13 protein-coding genes and 1 pseudogene are annotated in these 16890 nt (G+C 58.2%); 3 read left to right on the forward strand and 11 right to left on the reverse strand.

Annotated features, from left to right (window positions below; genetic code table 11):
- Window positions 1-185: 185 nt before the first annotated feature.
- Window positions 186-1262, reverse strand: coding sequence for a DNA polymerase III subunit delta (holA, locus tag GGU46_RS13210; RefSeq protein ID WP_183403989.1), 1077 nt, complete (start codon window positions 1260-1262; stop codon window positions 186-188).
- Window positions 1263-1477: 215 nt separating this feature from the next.
- Here holA and tyrS point away from each other — a divergent pair, with 215 nt between their 5' ends.
- On the forward strand, window positions 1478-2776 hold the full coding sequence (tyrS, locus tag GGU46_RS13215) for a tyrosine--tRNA ligase (RefSeq protein WP_183403990.1): 1299 nt from the start codon (window positions 1478-1480) through the stop codon (window positions 2774-2776).
- Between the two features lie 414 nt (window positions 2777-3190).
- On the opposite strand, the pseudogene GGU46_RS13220 reads toward tyrS, so the two are convergent.
- Window positions 3191-3364 (reverse strand): annotated as a pseudogene (locus GGU46_RS13220) (histone H1); the annotation flags it as partial.
- A gap of 241 nt (window positions 3365-3605) precedes the next feature.
- Window positions 3606-4856 carry an aminotransferase class I/II-fold pyridoxal phosphate-dependent enzyme gene (locus GGU46_RS13225; protein ID WP_183403991.1) on the reverse strand — a complete coding sequence of 417 codons (1251 nt, stop codon included), beginning with the start codon at window positions 4854-4856 and terminating at the stop codon, window positions 3606-3608.
- A 404-nt stretch (window positions 4857-5260) separates the two neighbouring features.
- Between GGU46_RS13225 and accC the strand changes: the two genes are divergently transcribed.
- Complete coding sequence (gene accC / locus GGU46_RS13230) at window positions 5261-6769, forward strand: acetyl-CoA carboxylase biotin carboxylase subunit (RefSeq protein WP_183403992.1); 1509 nt, start codon at window positions 5261-5263, stop codon at window positions 6767-6769.
- 116 nt (window positions 6770-6885) lie between these two features.
- On the opposite strand, the gene GGU46_RS13235 is transcribed toward accC, so the two are convergent.
- The 3 genes from GGU46_RS13235 to bshB1 all read right to left on the reverse strand — a co-directional run bounded on the left by GGU46_RS13235 (window position 6886) and on the right by bshB1 (window position 9352).
- Complete coding sequence (locus GGU46_RS13235; RefSeq protein WP_183403993.1) at window positions 6886-7350, reverse strand: hypothetical protein; 465 nt, start codon at window positions 7348-7350, stop codon at window positions 6886-6888.
- A 319-nt stretch (window positions 7351-7669) separates the two neighbouring features.
- Window positions 7670-8368, reverse strand: coding sequence for a hypothetical protein (locus tag GGU46_RS13240; RefSeq protein WP_183403994.1), 699 nt, complete (start codon window positions 8366-8368; stop codon window positions 7670-7672).
- Between the two features lie 264 nt (window positions 8369-8632).
- Window positions 8633-9352: a bacillithiol biosynthesis deacetylase BshB1 gene (gene bshB1, locus GGU46_RS13245; RefSeq protein ID WP_183403995.1), complete on the reverse strand. Its 720-nt coding sequence runs from the start codon at window positions 9350-9352 to the stop codon at window positions 8633-8635.
- Between the two features lie 249 nt (window positions 9353-9601).
- On the opposite strand from bshB1, the gene GGU46_RS13250 reads away from it, so the two are divergent.
- The gene (locus GGU46_RS13250; RefSeq protein ID WP_183403996.1) at window positions 9602-10627 is read left to right on the forward strand and encodes an aldo/keto reductase; all 1026 of its coding nucleotides are present in this window, start codon (window positions 9602-9604) and stop codon (window positions 10625-10627) included.
- Between the two features lie 103 nt (window positions 10628-10730).
- On the opposite strand, the gene GGU46_RS13255 is transcribed toward GGU46_RS13250, so the two are convergent.
- The 5 genes from GGU46_RS13255 to rpsO form a co-directional block, all read right to left on the reverse strand.
- Window positions 10731-11867 (reverse strand): peptidoglycan DD-metalloendopeptidase family protein, encoded by a 1137-nt coding sequence (locus GGU46_RS13255; RefSeq protein ID WP_246398981.1) that lies wholly within the window; start codon window positions 11865-11867, stop codon window positions 10731-10733.
- Between the two features lie 126 nt (window positions 11868-11993).
- Window positions 11994-12941, reverse strand: a complete 948-nt coding sequence (trxB, locus tag GGU46_RS13260; RefSeq protein ID WP_183403998.1) for a thioredoxin-disulfide reductase — start codon at window positions 12939-12941, stop codon at window positions 11994-11996.
- A gap of 169 nt (window positions 12942-13110) precedes the next feature.
- Window positions 13111-13974 carry a sigma-70 family RNA polymerase sigma factor gene (locus GGU46_RS13265; RefSeq protein WP_022823752.1) on the reverse strand — a complete coding sequence of 288 codons (864 nt, stop codon included), beginning with the start codon at window positions 13972-13974 and terminating at the stop codon, window positions 13111-13113.
- A gap of 138 nt (window positions 13975-14112) precedes the next feature.
- Entirely contained in the window at window positions 14113-16272 is a 2160-nt protein-coding gene (pnp, locus tag GGU46_RS13270) for a polyribonucleotide nucleotidyltransferase (protein ID WP_183403999.1), read from the reverse strand.
- Window positions 16273-16473: 201 nt separating this feature from the next.
- Window positions 16474-16749, reverse strand: a complete 276-nt coding sequence (gene rpsO / locus GGU46_RS13275) for a 30S ribosomal protein S15 (RefSeq protein ID WP_110979237.1) — start codon at window positions 16747-16749, stop codon at window positions 16474-16476.
- Window positions 16750-16890 lie beyond the last annotated feature (141 nt).

The following is a 16890-nucleotide window of genomic DNA, read 5'->3' on the forward strand; positions in this document are numbered from 1 at the left end:
TGGTTTGACAGGTCGAACGTAGGGAAATTTTTCCGATTAACGCGGAATTTTTTCTTTGGGTTCACGCCATCTGTCATCCTGAGCGCAGCGAAGGACCTTCTCACGTTGAAACGACTTCCGATGCAACGTGAGAAGGTCCTTCGCTGCGCTCAGGATGACAGCTAGTACAGATAGTATAAAAACGGCTACATCCCTACCACGGCGTGCAGCGGCACGGGGTGCAGAATCAGCCACACCAGTTCCCGCAGGATTTCACCATCGGTCATGGAGCCCGAGTCGATGCCTTTACTTTGGGCGTCGGCGCGGCGGATGAGGTGGACGATGTCGCGAGTACGCTCGAAGGGGAAGACCTTCAGGCCGGTTTGGTAGTCGCGGCGGGCGTAGCTATTAGCCAGGTTCAGGCGCTTCCAGTCCGCTTCGGTGGGGTTGGGCAGCTGGTGCAGGGCCAGCAGGCGCGAGAAGTAGTTGAACAGCAGCGTCAGGTTCGGAATGAGCGGGTTATTCTTGGGGTTGGCCTCGAAATAGAGTAGAATGCGGTTGGCCTTGAGCACGTCGCGGCGAATAAGCGCCGACTGCAGCTCGAAGATGTTGTACTCCTTGCTGATGCCCACCATGCGCTGCACCAGGTCCTCATCAATACTGTGGCCCGGCAGCAGGTTGATAAGCATCTTATCGACCTCGTTCGTGAGCCTGCCCAGTTCCGCCCCGATGTATTCGGCCAGCATGTTGGTAGCCTGGGGCGTAATCTGCTGGCCCTTTGAGCGCACGTAGTTGGTGAGCCAGGGCGCCACCTGGTTGTCGTAGAGCTTTTTGCTGGTGAGCAGCACCGTGCCGGCCGGAGCCGGGTTGTTTTTGTCGCCCGAGAGCAGCTTGCCCAGCTTCTTGCGGGCATCCAGGGTTTTGTGCTTGTAGCACAGCACCAGCACCGTGCTCTGCAATGGGTTCTTGAGGTAGGCCTCCAGAAACGGCCACGACTTCTCCGCTTCCAGATCGGCCACGGCTTGGGCTTCCTTCACGATGACGACGGAGCGCTCGGCCATCATGGGGAAGCGCTTAGCCTGGCTGAGGATGCCGGCCACGTCGGTATCCTTGCCGTAGAGCACCACCTGGTTAAAGCCTTTTTCGTGCTCCTGCAGCACGGTTTTTTCCAGCAGATCGGCTACCAGATCAATATAGTACGGCTCCTCCCCTTGCAGAAAGTACACGGGCGCAAACTGCCGCTGCTGGAGCTGCTTCAGAATCTCGTCGGCGGTGAGGGTCAATTCAATGAAGAATTAAAAATTAAGAATGAAGAATTGGTGGGTTGTTGGTCACCTAATCTTCCCTGTCAAAGGTACGGCCTGCCTCTTACCTTTGCGGACTGCTTCCCGAGAATTGCGTAGGTGTTGTTTCCGTAACACGGCAGGTTTCCCACTGTCCAGCCGCCTAACTCAATTCTTCATTCTTCATTCTTCATTCTTCATTCTTAATTGACCCCTTGGATTTAATAGAAGAACTGCGCTGGCGGGGCATGTTTCACGACATGATGCCCGGTACCGACGAGCACTTACGCCAGAACGCGCCCATCACCGGCTACATCGGCTTCGACCCTACGGCACCCTCCCTGCACATCGGCAACCTGGCTACCATTATGCTGCTGGTGCACCTGCAGCGCGCCGGCCACCGCCCCCTGGCCCTGGTAGGCGGCGCCACCGGTATGATTGGCGACCCCTCGGGTAAGTCGGCGGAGCGCAACCTGCTCGATGAAGAGGCTCTGCGCCGCAACCAGGCCGGCATTCGGGCGCAGCTGGAGAAGTTTCTGGTGTTCGACGACTCGCCTACCGGTGCCCGCGTGGTGAACAACTACGACTGGTTCAAGGAGTTTGGCTTCCTGCAGTTCCTGCGCGAGGTAGGCAAGCACCTCACCGTTAACTACATGATGGCCAAAGACTCGGTGAAGCGCCGTATTAGCGGCAACGAAGAGTCGGGCGCCGAGGGCATCAGCTACACCGAGTTCAGCTACCAGCTGCTGCAGGGCTACGACTTCTACCACCTCTACAAAGAGCTGGGCACCACTCTGCAGATGGGCGCTTCCGACCAGTGGGGCAACATCACCACCGGCACCGAGCTGATCCGGCGCATGTCGGGCGGCGAGGGCAAAGCCTACGCCCTCACCGGCCAGCTCATCACCAAGGCCGATGGTACCAAGTACGGCAAGAGCGAAACCGGCACCGTGTGGCTGGATGGCTCCATGACGAGCCCCTACCAGTTCTACCAGTTCTTCCTGGGTGCCGCCGACGCCGACGTGCCCCGCCTGATCCGGGTGTTCACGCTCCTACCCCAGGCCGAAATCGAAGCCCTGGAAGCCGAGCACGCCCAGGCGCCGCACTTGCGTACCCTGCAGAAAGCCCTGGCCCAGGACGTCACCATCCGGGTGCACGGCCAGGCGGCCTACGAAGCGGCCTTATCGGCCTCGCAGGTGCTTTTCGGGGGCGGCGACCTGGCTACCTTGGATGAAGCAACGCTGCTCGACGTGTTTGCCGGCGTGCCCCGCCTGGAAGTATCGCGCGCCTCGCTGCTTGAGCAGAACGTTATCGGGCTGCTTAGCGAAGCTACTAATGGCGCTATCTTCCCATCGAAAGGCGAGGCCCGCAAAATGATTCAGGGCGGTGGCGTGAGCGTGAACCGCACCAAAGCCACTCCGGAGCAACAGGCCACCGAAGTGCCCCTGTTACTGGGCCAGTACATCGTGGCTCAGAAGGGCAAGAAAAACTACTACCTGATCAAAGTAGTGTAAGCCCACCAAACGCCGCGCGAAGTCAAACCCCTGTTGCCCTTTGTGGCAGCAGGGGTTTACTTTTCCGGAATAGCCAGAATGCCCCGGTCCGCCGCCACAGGCCCTCATCCGCTGGCCTCGCGCTGATACCTGAAGGGTTGGGCCCACTTTAGGGGGTAGGCGGAACTTGTTCCGGCGGTGCGAATGGTGCGGATGTTAACTGACCGGACGACAGCAGCGTTCGGCCCGAGCGGGGGCCTCCTACCCCGCGGCCAACAGAAAGGCCCCACCAGTAGCTGGTGAGGCCTCACAGGAAGCTATTACCACCGCAGAAGCTGCGGTGCCGAACTACTTCTTTTTAGCGGGAGCGGCTTTCTTAGCGGCCGGAGCGGCAGCTTTCTTAGCCGGAGCAGCTTTAGCCGGAGCGGCTTCGCCACCTTCGTTCTTTTTGTTCTGCACCTCGGTGCGGATGGTCTGGGCCATGTTCTTCAGCTCCTGCATGCCCTTGCGCACGCGGGTGCCAGCGGCCGAGTTGCCCTTGTCATAGAACTTCTCGAAGTCAGCTTCCAGCGACATCACGAGGTCTTTCAGTTGGCTAAAATTGCTCATTTGGGAGGGGTTGTTTGGTGTGGAAAAATGTGTTTAACCGGCTCTAATATACAGGGATTTCAAATACAAGCAAGTTGCCAAGTTTTTTTCTCAAACCCGTTTTCAAGCCTGCTAAGGCACTTTTTATACGTAAACAACTCAACAATAGGTTACCCACCCAGTAGCACATTCTTTAAATAATACTAAAACAAAAAGCCGACTCCCATGTAGAAGTCGGCTTTTGCACTTAGCGAAGCTCCGGTTAGCCCTGCAGGCCGGCAGGCACCTCGGCCTTGGAGTATAGCCCGTTGCGGAGCTTCTCCTGCACGGCCTCAAAGGCCTTAATGGTGATGGCTACGTCGTCGAGGGTATGCACGGCCGTGGGGATGATGCGGAGCATAATCACGCCCTTCGGCACCACCGGATACACCACGATAGAGCAGAAAATGCCGTGATTCTCACGCAGATCGAAGGTTACCTGCGTTGCATCGGGGATTTGGCCTTCCAGCAGCACCGGCGTTACGGGCGAGGTAGTGGTGCCAATATTGAAGCCTTTTTCGCGCAGACCGCTCTGCAGGGCCCGCACAATGGTCCAGAGGTTTTCCTTCAGCTCGGGGCGGGTGCGCAGCAGCTCCAAGCGCTTCAAAGCGCCCACTACCAGCGGCATGGGCAGGCTTTTGGCAAAAATCTGGCTGCGCATGTTGTAGCGCAAATATTCAATTACGTTTTCCGGGCCGGCCACGAAAGCGCCGATGCTGGCCATGCTCTTGGCGAACGTCGAAAAATAAAGGTCGATGCCGTCCTGCACGCCCTGTTCTTCGCCCGTTCCGGCGCCGGTAGCGCCCATGGTGCCGAAGCCGTGCGCGTCGTCCACGAACAGGCGGAACTGGTACTTCTCCTTCAGGGCTACTACCCCGCGCAGGTCGCCTTGGTTGCCCGACATGCCGAACACGCCCTCAGTAATTACCAAGATGCCGCCGCCGGTTTCGTCGATGATGCGTTGGGCGCGCTCCAGCTGCTTCTCCAGGCTGGCCATATCGTTGTGCACGTACACAAAGCGCTTGCCCGCGTGCAGGCGCACCCCATCAATAATGCAGGCGTGCGACTCGGCATCGTACACAATCACGTCGTGGCGGCCGACCATGGCATCAATAATGGACACCACGCCCTGGTAGCCGAAGTTGAGCAGCATGCAGTCCGGCTTCATCACGAACTCAGCCAGCTCATTTTCCAGCTGCTCGTGCAGATTGGAGTTGCCCGACATCATGCGCGCGCCCATGGGCAGGGCCATGCCGTATTCCGCGGCCGCCTCGGCGTCGGCTTTACGTACTTCAGGGTGGTTAGCCAGGCCTAAATAGTTATTCAGGCTCCAGGTGAGAACCTCTTTACCGCGGAAAATCATGCGCGGCTTAATCTCACCTTCCAGCTTGGGGAAGGTAAAATAGCCGTGTGCGTAATGTGAATGGCTACCCAGCGGGCCGCGGTTGGCGGCAATCTTCTCAAATAGATCCACGAGGGAACGGGTTGAATGTGAAACGAAAACGAGCGGTTGTGCCCAAGGACCTAACGCCCGAGTAATGTACAAAGTTATGGCAATCCGCAAAGGTAGCCGCTTTCGGGCGGCATCCAACCTTCAGGAAAATGCCCGCCGGCGTTTTCTGGTGCGCCCGGAATGGCGTTTCTTTGGGTGCTGAATGTCATTGGTCAGTCTCGTTAGCCCGTCATTCCGAGCGAAGCCGAGGAATCTCGCGTGCTGACGTTGTGGTAATAACGCTCCTGTTGAGCTTACCGAAGCATCTTTACCACTTTAGCAAGGTTGCCCTTGACATGAGCACGCGAGGTGCTTCGGCAAGCTCAGCATGACGTTCTTACACTAAAAGCCCTACAACCTCCTCTCCCACCCGCCTACCCTCTCCCATGAAGAAAATCACCAAGCTGCTCGTTGCCAACCGGGGCGAAATTGCGTTGCGCGTGCTGCGCTCGGCCAAGGAAATGGGCCTGCAAACCGTGGCTATTTATTCCGAAGCCGACCGCAACGCCCTGCACGTCCGCTACGCCGATGAGGCCGTATGCGTGGGCCCGCCGGCCTCCAAGGACAGCTACCTGCGCGGCGACAAGATTCTGGAAGTGTGTCGCCAACTGGGCGTCGATGCCATTCACCCCGGCTACGGCTTCCTCTCGGAAAACGCCGAGTTTGCCCGCATGGTGAAGGAAGCCGGGCTGATTTTCGTGGGCCCCTCAGCCGAAGCCATGGACATCATGGGCGACAAGCTTTCGGCCAAGCAGGCCGTGCAGGCCTACAATATTCCGCTGGTGCCCGGTACGGCCGAAGCCATTTCGGATGTGCAGGAAGCCAAGCAGATTGCCCAGCAGGTGGGCTTTCCCATTCTGATTAAGGCCTCGGCCGGCGGCGGCGGCAAGGGCATGCGCCTCGTGTACAACGTAGAGGAGTTTGAGGAGCAGATGCAGTTGGCTATTAATGAGGCCGTGTCGGCTTTCGGCGACGGGGCCGTGTTTATTGAGAAGTTCGTGACCGGCCCGCGTCACATCGAAATTCAGGTGCTGGGCGATGAGCACGGCAACATCGTGCACCTGTTTGAGCGGGAGTGCTCCATTCAGCGCCGCCACCAGAAAGTAATTGAGGAAGCGCCTTCCTCGGTGCTTACGCCGGAGCTGCGCGCCGAAATGGGCCGCTGTGCCGTGGACGTAGCCCGGGCCTGCAACTACACCGGAGCCGGCACCGTGGAGTTCCTGCTCGATGACCAGCGCAACTTTTACTTCCTGGAGATGAACACCCGCCTGCAGGTAGAGCACCCCGTGACGGAGCAAATCACGGGCCTTGACCTGGTAAAGGAGCAGATCAAGGTGGCCCAGGGCCAGCCCCTCGCCTTCCGCCAGGAAGACCTCCAGATTCAGGGCCACGCCCTGGAGCTGCGCGTGTACGCCGAAGACCCGCAGAACAACTTCCTGCCCGACATTGGAACGCTGACGACCTACGTGCGCCCCCAGGGCCCCGGCGTGCGGGTAGATGATGGCTTTGAGCAGGGCATGGACATTCCGATTTATTACGACCCCATGATTGCCAAGCTCGTCACCTTCGGGGCTACCCGCCAGGAGGCCATCGAGCGGATGCTGCGCGCCATCGACGAGTACCAGATTACCGGCATTGAAACCACTCTGGGCTTTGGCCGCTACGTGCTGCAGCACCCCGCCTTCGTGAGCGGCAACTTCGACACCAACTTTATCAAAGACCACTTCACCCCCGAGTCGCTGAAGCCCGCCGCCCCGGACGAAGCCACCGCCCAGCTCGCCGCCGTGCTCACGGCCATGCTCCTGACCGAAAAGAAAGCCCCGGCAGCCGCTTCGGATGCGCCGGCTACAACTACCGGCTCAGCCTGGAAGCGGAACCGGTTGGGCGTGCGGTAAAACTTATCAATCCCGATAAAGTAAAATGCCCGGCCTAATGGCCGGGCATTTTACTTTGCATTTATGGTTCTGGCTAGTCCACCAATTAAATAATACTATACTTTGAACTAAGCTTATTACCACTGATGCATGGGCATTTTTTTAAGAATATTATTTCTTTGTTCCTTGGACAGCGGTTCTAAGATTAAGTACAATCCTTTTTTGTCAAGAATATAAACTTTACTCCCCCATAAAACTTTACCGCTTACATCCACTTGCATTGATGTTGATACATTTTTTTCGCGGTTAAAAACAATCATAGACCTTATATTATCATAACTAAAACTGTCTATACTGCTCATCTTAGTGTCGTTCATCCATTTTTCAATATTCGATAATAATTTACTATTATCTATCGTTTTGCTAACAGCACAAACATTTTTAATATTAGTACTATCAATATTGAACCTGGTAAATCCGCTTATAGGCATCACATAAAGATCAATGCTTGATGTACTTTTCTTTATAAATAAATTTGATGTACAGGAAAATACAGCAAGAGTGAAATTGAATATTAATAAGCATTTAACTAAAATTTTCATATCAGGGTTACTTGTGTAGTATTGCTTATTTAGTGGGCCAGTGAAAAAGGGCAAACTCCTCATCCGATAGGCCAAGAACTATTATCAGTTGCTCATGTACAGCCCCCATGTATCCTATCCTTCCCGATAGCCGGGCCTGATTTAAGACACTGATCAATGCTGGAGCATCTCTAGGCGTAACCAACACCACTTCGCGGGCTGGTTGTATTTAGCTGGGAAGTAGCATCAATAGACAGTTGAGGATTGACATAAGAACAACCTGGGTAAGAACCACAATTTTCATAACAAGATATAGTGCCCGAAGAAAAACTACCGAATCCTAAGCGCGCTTATAGGACAACTTGCTTAAATAGGCTGCTAGCTCAGCCTTGGCAGAAGCTGTTTGTTTCGGAACCAGCCAGCGGCGCAGAGCCCAGTGGGTAGGCAGATACACGACCACCAGCAGGGTCAAAAGCCAGCCTATCAGATAAAGGGGAGCCGGCAGCCAGGTTTGCGGATGCGCGTCGTCGAAGCCGAACACGTAGTTGATGTTGACAGGAATCTTAGGATCAGGCAGCACAGTCCCGGCCGGTGGCAGGAAGAAGTAAGCCACCAGGCACAAGCCCCAGGCCAGCAGCGTCCAGGCCGGTAGGGCACGGCGGTCATACCCCAGGCGCTTCACCAGAAACAGGATCAGGAAGGGCAGCCAGCCGTGAAAGAAGGAAAGCCCGCGCAGGAAGAAAGACCGGTTCGGGTCGAACATGTAGGCCGTCAGGCCCACCAGATGAAAGCCGAACAGCTCGCCCAGAAAGTCGGCGCACCACAGCACTTGGGGCAGCAGAATGCCCACGGCGGCCATGGAAGCCGGCAGGCGGCGCTCGGTCCATATGCTGAGCAAGCACAGCAGCAGCGCCACGTCGCAGAAGTACAGGAAATTGGTGGGGCCGTAGTTCACCCAGTACACCGGCACCATTACGGCCAGGAAGGCGCTAAAACTCAGCTTTAGGCTTAGGGGCAAAGAGGCTTTTACAGTGCTCATACTACAGAGAAAGAGTAGCAGGTTCCAGGCAGCGGCCGGGCTACCCTAGCCTTACCGCGAAAGAAACCTGGCACCAAGTAGCAGATAGCTTCTCCGAGTGCCGCACGAATAGAATGATAGATCAGACTTTTGACCGCACGCAAAACAAATCATTTAATAGCGCATAGCTCGCTTTAAGCATAATAATCAGACTTTTCAAAGGACTTGATATAAGAAAAAACAGGAGCCAAGCTGGTAGAATGGCTCCTGTTTTTTCGCTGGTTTCTAAATCAGCTCCGTCACCTCCCGCACGCCTAGGGGCCGCTCCCGGGTGAAGCCCTCCCCGAACTCTACCCCAATCAGATGGCCGAACTCGCGGGCGCGGGCTTCCATGAAGTGGCTGAACACCGGCGTGGAAAGGTAGGTTGTGGGCTCGGTGCTGGTGGGGTCGTGGAACTGGGTGCGGTAGGCCTGAATGCTTTCCCACTTCTTGGGCCAGTGAGCCGAAATATCCACCACGAAATCGGCCGGAATCTGGCGGTCCTGGATGTAGTGGAACACGAGGCGGGGGCGCCAGGGCTGCTGGGGCTGCCCGTCGTCGCCGAGGGTTTCAATCATGCGCAAGCCCGAAAGAAAGCACGACTCCGACACCAGCTGGGAGCCGCGGCCGTGGTCGGGGTGCCGGTCGTGGATGGCATTGCAGAGCACGATGTCGGGCTGGTAGCGGCGCAGGGCCGCAATAACGGGCAGCTGGTGCTCCCGGTCGTTGCGGAAGAAACCGTCGGGCAACCCCAGGTTTTCGCGGGCGCTCAGGCCCAGAATGCGGCTGGCGGCCTCGGCTTCCTGGGCGCGGGTAGCGGGCGTACCGCGGGTGCCCAGCTCGCCCCGGGTCAGGTCTACAATACCAATTTTCTTACCGGCGGCGGCGGCGGCCAGCAGCGTGCCGGAGCAGGACATTTCTACGTCGTCGGGGTGGGAGCCAATGGCCAGGATATCAAGTTTCATGCGGTCAGGAGAGAAATTGCAGAGGGGAGCGGCCAGGTTCCGGCGGCGGAGCATAGCTGCCAGGGCGCTGGCAGGGGCGGCAGCAAAAGTAAGAGGTTACAGCTCTTTCAGGGGGTAGCAGGCGCCCAGACCCCAGGCAGCTGAAAACCCAAGAAGGCATCCGGAGGTTATTCAACCCGATTTCCAACCGGCGCGAAGCCATCCGTCGGTTCCCACCAGCGGCGCATGCGCGTCCCTACCCCCTCTCCCATGGAATACAGACAGCTGGGCCGCTCCGGCCTGCGCATCCCGGTGCTGAGTTTCGGCACGGCCACGTTTGGCGGCGGCAATGAGTTTTTCAAAGCCTGGGGCAGCACCCAGGTCGAGGAGGCCCGGCGCCTGATCGACATCTGCCTGGAAGCGGGCGTTACCCTCTTCGACACGGCCAACGTGTACTCCCAGGGCCTGTCGGAAGCAATCCTGGGCAAGGCCCTGGAAGGGCGGCGCAGCGAGGTACTGATTTCTACCAAGGCTACCTTCCCCATGGGCGAGGACCCGAACGGCTACGGCTCCTCGCGCCAGAGCCTGGTGCGGGCCTGCGAGGACAGCCTGCGCCGCCTCGGCACCGACCACATCGACCTTTACCACATGCACGGCTTCGATGCCCATACGCCGGTGGAGGAAACCCTGCGCGCCCTCGACGACCTGGTGCACAGCGGCAAGGTGCGCTACATTGCCTGCTCCAACTTTTCGGGCTGGCACCTGATGAAGTCCCTGTCGGTATCGGAGCGCTACGGCTGGGCCCGCTACGTGGGGCACCAGGCGTACTACTCTCTGGCCAACCGGGAGTTTGAATGGGAGCTCCTACCCCTCGGCCTCGACCAAGGGGTAGGCACCATCGTCTGGAGCCCCTTGTCGGCGGGTCTGCTGAGCGGCAAAATCCGGCGCGGCCAGCCCGTTCCCGAAAGCAGCCGCCTGGCCCAGGGCGGCGGCCAGGGCCCCCAAGTGCCCGACGAGCGGCTGTTCACCATCATTGATGCTCTGGATGAGGTAGCCGCGGAAACCGGCAAAACAGTGGCCCAGGTAGCCCTGAACTGGCTTCTGCAGCGCCCAACCGTAGTGAACCTTGTCATCGGGGCCCGGAACGAAGAGCAGCTGCGTCAGAACTTGGCTTCTGTAGGCTGGAATCTCACGCCCGAGCAGGTTGCCCGGCTGGATGCCGCCAGCGACACCCCGCCCATCTACCCCTACTGGCACCAGCGCAACTTCCCCATGCTGCACCCCAAGCTGGTGTAGTGATCAGTAGCGCGAAGCTCCCGCTTCGCGCTACTGGCGCAAAAAAGCCCCGCTGAAGGTGGACCTCAGCAGGGCTTTTTGTTTCTATAACCCACCAGACAGCCTACTTAATGCGCAGGGTCCGGCCGGGACGTAGTACGCCCACGTTACCGTTCAGGCGCCGCAGCTGGGCCTGGGAAACCCCGTACTTATCCGCAATTTCCGACAGCGTATCGCCGCTCCGGATTTTGTGGGTTATCACCCGCCGGGCCGCCGTGGGTTTGGCGCTGCCGCCGCTTCCACTGCCCGCTCCTGGCACACTCCCACCTCGGTATTTCAACGATTTGCTGTAGTAGGCAAACAGGGCCGAGGTAATCTGGAAGTTATCCTTGATGAGGCGGTAGTCGGGGAAGTCGTACATGCGCTCCGGGTCGATGGGGTTGCCCTCGTAGCGCACCTCGAAGTGCAGGTGGGAGCCGCTGCTACGCCCCGTGCTGCCGCCCCAGCCAATGAGCTGCCCGGCCTTCACGAAGGTGCCCGGCGTCACCAGGGTCTTCTGCATGTGGCCGTAGAGCGTCTCAATGCCGTTGTAGTGGCGCACCATGGCGTAGTTGCCGTAGCCCGAGCCGTCCCACTTCACAATCCGTACCACCCCATCAAAAGCCGCCTTTACCGAGTCGCCGGTTTCCAGGTCCAGGTCCACGCCGTAGTGCCAGCGGTACCCGCGGAAGCCAAAGTCGGAGGTAAGGGGCGTGCGGCCGAGAGGCATCTTGGCGTAGCGCTGCTTTTCCGGCTCCGTGAGCTTGAGGTTGAGCGTGTCCTTGATGCGGCGCCCATCTACCCGGTAGGGGTTGATATTGTGCGTGTCCCAGATGGCGTAGTAGCCAGCCACCTGAATCCAGCTGGAGTCAATTTGCACTTCCTCTTTTACCTCCACAATGTGCTGCTCGCCTTCGTTGAGCGTGGAAGTATCCTCGCTGACAATGGACAGCTTTTTGGCCGGGTTGAAGAAGATGGATTTGGCCGCGTCGGAACCCTCGTCGGGCAACTCCTCCGTTTCAATGAGGATAGTCGTATCGGGCCGCACGTAGCGGATAGTGGGGGATTTGATGCGGAAGAAGTCTTTCCGCTTGCCCGCCGAGCCGGCTTTCGCCTTGGGCTCGGGTACTTTGCGCCGCTGGGCCTGCAGCTGGCCGGGCAAGCCAAGAAACAGCCCGATCAGTAGCAGCGGCAGCAGCCAATGTTTTACAAAATGCAGCAAGAGAAAATTAGTGAAGTGGTGAGGTAGTGAGATGGGGAGTAGTGAAATGGCAGGTTTCCGGCCCGGTAGCGCCGTTGGCGTCGACAGAACGATGAAACTCACCATTTCACTATATCACCACCTTACTTAGTGGTCGCCGAGGGCAGCGAGGTAGCGCTCGGCGTCCAGGGCGGCCATGCAGCCCGAGCCGGCGGCCGTCACGGCCTGACGGTAGGTAAAGTCCTGCACGTCGCCGCAGGCAAACACCCCGTCCACATTGGTTTTGGCCGTTCCCGGAATGGTTTTCAGGTAGCCCTGCTCGTCGTGGTGGAGGTAGGGCTGGAAGATTTTGGAGTTGGGCTCGTGCCCAATAGCCACGAAGAAGCCCTCAATGGCAATGTCGCGGGTGGTGCCGTCGAGCACGTTCTTGATGCGGGCGCCCTCCACGGCGTGCTCGCCCAGAATTTCATCGGTCACCGAGTTCCACAGCACTTCAATCTTGGGGTTGTCGAGCACGCGCTTCTGCATGATCTTGGAGGCGCGCATCTCCCCTTTCCGCACAATCATGTACACCTTGGAGCACAGGTTGGCCAGGTAGGTCGCCTCCTCGGCGGCCGTGTCGCCGGCGCCCACAATGGCTACCTCCTTGCCCCGGTAGAAAAACCCGTCGCACACGGCGCAGGCCGACACGCCCGAGCCGTTCAGGCGCTGCTCCGAGGGCAGCCCCAGCCACTTAGCCGACGCTCCCGTAGCAATAATGACCGTATCGGCGGTCAGTTCCAGCGTTTCGTCAATCGTGACGCGGTGCGGGTGGCCCGAGAAGTCCACCGCCGTGGCAATACCGTAGCGGATATCAGTGCCGAAGCGGGCCGCCTGCTTTTTCAAATCCTCCATCATCTCCGGACCCATGATGCCGTCGGGGTAGCCCGGGAAGTTCTCCACGTCGTTGGTGATGGTGAGCTGACCACCGGGCTGCAGCCCCTGGTACATCACGGGTTTCAGGCCCGCGCGAGAAGCATAAATAGCTGCCGTATAGCCCGCTGGGCCGGAGCCAATAATCAAACACTTGAGGTGTTCGGAAGAGGTAGTAGACATACTAAGAGGTAACGCAAGCATCAGCCTGCGCCGTGAAGGGTTAAGGGAATCAGGGGGCAAAGGTAAGCAGGACTCCCTACCTGCGTAAAGCAGGCGGGGCCCCGACCTCTGCAGTACAACAAAAAACCCCAACGCGAGGTCGGGGTTTTGTGCTGTAGGGGTAAAAAGTTTACCCCAGGTAGGGCTTCAGGGCTTTGCTGCGCGAGGTATGACGCAGACGACGGATGGCTTTTTCCTTGATCTGGCGTACCCGCTCGCGGGTCAGGTTGAACTTCTCCCCGATTTCTTCCAGGGTGAGCGAATGTTCTCCATTCAGGCCGAAATAGAGGGTAATAACGTCGGCTTCGCGCTTGGTGAGCGTGCTCAGGGCACGCTGCACTTCCTTGCGGAGCGAGTCGTTCATCAGCCCCGTATCCGGCGACTCCTCGTCCTCATTTTCGAGCACGTCGAGCAGACGGTTTTCTTCCCCCTGCACAAACGGAGCGTCTACGGACACGTGGCGGCCCGAGATTTTCAGGGTATCTACTACCTCCGAGGTCGTCAGCTCTAGCACTTCGGCAATTTCTTCGGGCGAAGGCTCCCGCTCGAATTTCTGCTCCAGCTCGGAGAAAGACTTAGAGATTTTATTGAGCGAGCCCACCCGGTTCAGGGGCAAGCGCACAATGCGCGACTGTTCGGCCAGGGCCTGCAGAATGGACTGGCGAATCCACCATACGGCGTAGGAAATGAATTTAAAGCCACGGGTTTCGTCGAAGCGCTTAGCGGCTTTGATCAGGCCGAGGTTGCCCTCGTTGATCAGGTCGCCCAACGACAAACCCTGGTTTTGGTATTGCTTAGCCACCGACACCACGAAGCGCAGGTTGGCTTTGGTCAGTTTTTCCAGCGCTTGCTGGTCACCTTCCTTGATGCGTTGCGCCAGCGTCACCTCCTCGTCGGGGGTCAGCAGATCCACCTTGCCAATCTCCTGGAGGTACTTATCCAGCGACTGGCTTTCGCGGTTGGTGATCTGCTTGCTGATTTTTAGCTGTCTCATTGCGGGCGCGTGAGAATTGAGTTAGGGATGCTTGTAAACGTCGTTGTCAAATCCGATGTACGGAAGATACCCCAATGCGGGTACCGGCATTAATTGTGTCCAACACGCCGGTACCCGCGAAAGTTCGGGGAGTTCTAGTTACGCGGCGCCGTTCGCGTCAGCAGCACGCTCCGGCTTGGGCAGAAGCACCTTGCGCGAGAGGCGGTATTTGCCCGTTTTCTTGTCGATATCGAGCAGTTTCACGTCAATTTCCTGCCCTACTTCCAGTACGCCTTCCAGCGAAGCCAGACGCTCGTGCGCTACCTCCGAAATGTGCAACAGGCCATCTTTGCCCGGCATGATTTCCACGAAAGCACCGTAGGGCTGGATCGAGCGAACCTTGCCTTTGTAGGTTTCGCCAACTTCCGGCACGGCGGCAATGGCGCGAATCCGGCCAATGGCAGCTTCCATGTCTTCTTGGTTGGAAGCGAAGATGCTTACGTGGCCTTTCTCGTCCTTCTCCTCGATGATAACCGTAGCGTTGGTATCCTTCTGGATCTGCTGAATCACCTTGCCACCCGGCCCGATTACCGCACCAATAAACTCTTTGTCGATGAGCATCTTGTGCGAGCGGGGCGTGTGAGGCTTCAGCTCAGCGGCGGGGGTAGCAATGGTCTTGGCCATTTCACCCAGGATGTGCAGACGGCCTTCGCGGGCCTGGTGCAGGGCCTTGGTCAGGATTTCGTTGCTCAGGCCCTGGATTTTGATGTCCATCTGGCAAGCCACAATGCCCTTCTCGGTGCCAGTCACCTTAAAGTCCATGTCGCCGAGGTGGTCTTCGTCGCCCAAGATGTCCGACAGCACAGCGTACTCGCCGGTTTCCTTGTCCTGCACGAGGCCCATGGCAATGCCCGATACAGCGGCGCGCAGCTTAATGCCGGCGTCCATCAGGGCCATCGACGAAGCGCACACCGTCGCCATCGACGACGAGCCATTCGATTCCAGAATATCCGATACTACCCGAATGGTATAGGGGTTTTCGTCCTCTGAGGGCAGCACTTTCTTGATGGAGCGCATGGCCAGGTTGCCGTGGCCCACCTCCCGGCGGCCGGGGCCGCGGTTAGGCTTCACTTCGCCGGTCGAGAAGGCCGGGAAGTTGTAGTGTAGCATGAACTTGTTGTAGCCCGACACCATGGCCGAGTCCACAATCTGCTCGTCGAGCTTGGTACCCAACGCTACTGAAGTCAGCGACTGGGTTTCGCCGCGGGTGAACAGGGCCGAGCCGTGGGCACCGGGCAGATAGTTTACCTCCGACCAGATGGGACGGATTTCCGTCAGCTGACGACCATCGAGGCGGGTGCGCTCCTTGATCATCATGTCGCGGATGGCTTTCTTCTCAGCCGAGCCGTAGTAGCGGCCAAACATCTTCATGTCCAGCTCGGGATTCTCGGCCTGCAGCTCTTCTACCAGCGCCTTCTTAATAGCGCCGAAGCCTTCCTTGCGGCCTGACTTGCTGGTGTTGCCCGACTGGGCTACGGCGTAAGCCTTCTGGTAAACTGCCTCCGTGATGCGCTGCTTCAGCTCGTCGTTTTCTTCGTACTTGGGGTAGTCGCGCTTTACGTGCGACTTCTCCACGGCGGCGGCCAGCTCCAGCTGCACGCGCACCTGCTCTTTGATGGCTTCGTGGGCGAAGGCAATGGCTTCCACCATTTCCTCTTCGCTCACTTCGTCCATCTCGCCTTCCACCATGGCCACCGAGTCGGCCGTGGCGCCCACGATGAGGTCGATGTCGGCGCGCTCAATGTCGGCGGTTTTGGGGTTGATCTGCAGCTTACCGTCGATGCGGGCTACCCGCACTTCAGAAATCGGGCCGGCAAACGGAATATCAGAAACCGACAGGGCAGCCGAGGCAGCCAGCGCGGCCAGCGCATCGGGCTGCACGTCTTTGTCGGCGGAAATCAGTGAAATCATTACCTGCACCTCGTAGTGATAGTCCTTCGGGAACATCGGGCGCAGAATACGGTCCACGAGGCGCGAGACGAGCACTTCGTAGTCGGAGAGGCGACCTTCGCGGCGCTGGAAAGAACCGGGGATTTTGCCGGCACCGCCGAATTTTTCCTGGTAATCTACCGACAGGGGCAGAAAGTCCACGTCGCCGCGGGCGCTGGGTTGCGACACCACCGTGGCCAGCAGCATAGCGTCGCCGAGGCGAACGACCACCGCGCCATCGGCGAACTTGGCCAGCTTACCGGTTTCGATGGAAATCTGCCGGCCATCGGGCAGGGTAATGTGTTTGGTAACCGCGTTGTAATTGGGCATCTTCTGGGGTTGCTTTTTTAGAAAGCGTGCAGCGGGCGAGCAGCCGTAAAAACGGGGCCGCCAGTGGCCCCGCTTTGCTCTGGGGAATGATTCTTCGGGGGAGTAAACAACGAAACCGGCAGAATAATGCGGCCGGCTTCAGACAAAAAAAGAGCAGGGAACCTCCCCCAGCGGAAAGGCTCCCTGCTCCGGAGCGTGGGCTTACTTACGAATACCCAGTTCCTTGATGATGGCGCGGTAGCGGTTGATGTCGCGGTGCTGGAGGTAGTCCAGCATCCGACGGCGCTTACCAACGAGCTTGAGCAGACCCAGACGGGTCGAGTAGTCCTTCTTGTTCACCTTCAGGTGCTCGGTCAGGTGAGAGATGCGGTGCGTGAACAGCGCAATCTGCGACTCGGCCGAACCGGTGTCGTTAGAGGACTTCTGCAGGCTGTTTTTTTCGAAAATAGCCTGTTTTGCTTCAGTAGTGAGTTGCATCGGCAGATAGGTTTCCCCGTCTTGGATTAAAAAATGAAAAGAAATTCACCCCGCACTTCGGGGTGGCCGCAAAGGTAACGGTTTAATGCGAAACCCCCATTGAAATATTCCTTTCTTCCCAGCAACGCAGCACCTGCCTTC

The sequence above is a fragment of the Hymenobacter latericoloratus genome (assembly GCF_014199535.1).
Lineage (GTDB): Bacteria > Bacteroidota > Bacteroidia > Cytophagales > Hymenobacteraceae > Hymenobacter > Hymenobacter latericoloratus.

Coding starts and splice junctions, on each gene's coding strand:
- rpsO (WP_110979237.1), bottom strand. CDS start 16,749: ATGCAACTCACTACTGAAGCAAAACAGGCTATTTTCGAAAAAAACAGC.
- GGU46_RS13235 (WP_183403993.1), bottom strand. CDS start 7,350: ATGAAAATTTTAGTTAAATGCTTATTAATATTCAATTTCACTCTTGCT.
- GGU46_RS13240 (WP_183403994.1), bottom strand. CDS start 8,368: ATGAGCACTGTAAAAGCCTCTTTGCCCCTAAGCCTAAAGCTGAGTTTT.
- accC (WP_183403992.1), top strand. CDS start 5,261: ATGAAGAAAATCACCAAGCTGCTCGTTGCCAACCGGGGCGAAATTGCG.
- trxB (WP_183403998.1), bottom strand. CDS start 12,941: ATGTCTACTACCTCTTCCGAACACCTCAAGTGTTTGATTATTGGCTCC.
- bshB1 (WP_183403995.1), bottom strand. CDS start 9,352: ATGAAACTTGATATCCTGGCCATTGGCTCCCACCCCGACGACGTAGAA.
- GGU46_RS13250 (WP_183403996.1), top strand. CDS start 9,602: ATGGAATACAGACAGCTGGGCCGCTCCGGCCTGCGCATCCCGGTGCTG.
- GGU46_RS13265 (WP_022823752.1), bottom strand. CDS start 13,974: ATGAGACAGCTAAAAATCAGCAAGCAGATCACCAACCGCGAAAGCCAG.
- pnp (WP_183403999.1), bottom strand. CDS start 16,272: ATGCCCAATTACAACGCGGTTACCAAACACATTACCCTGCCCGATGGC.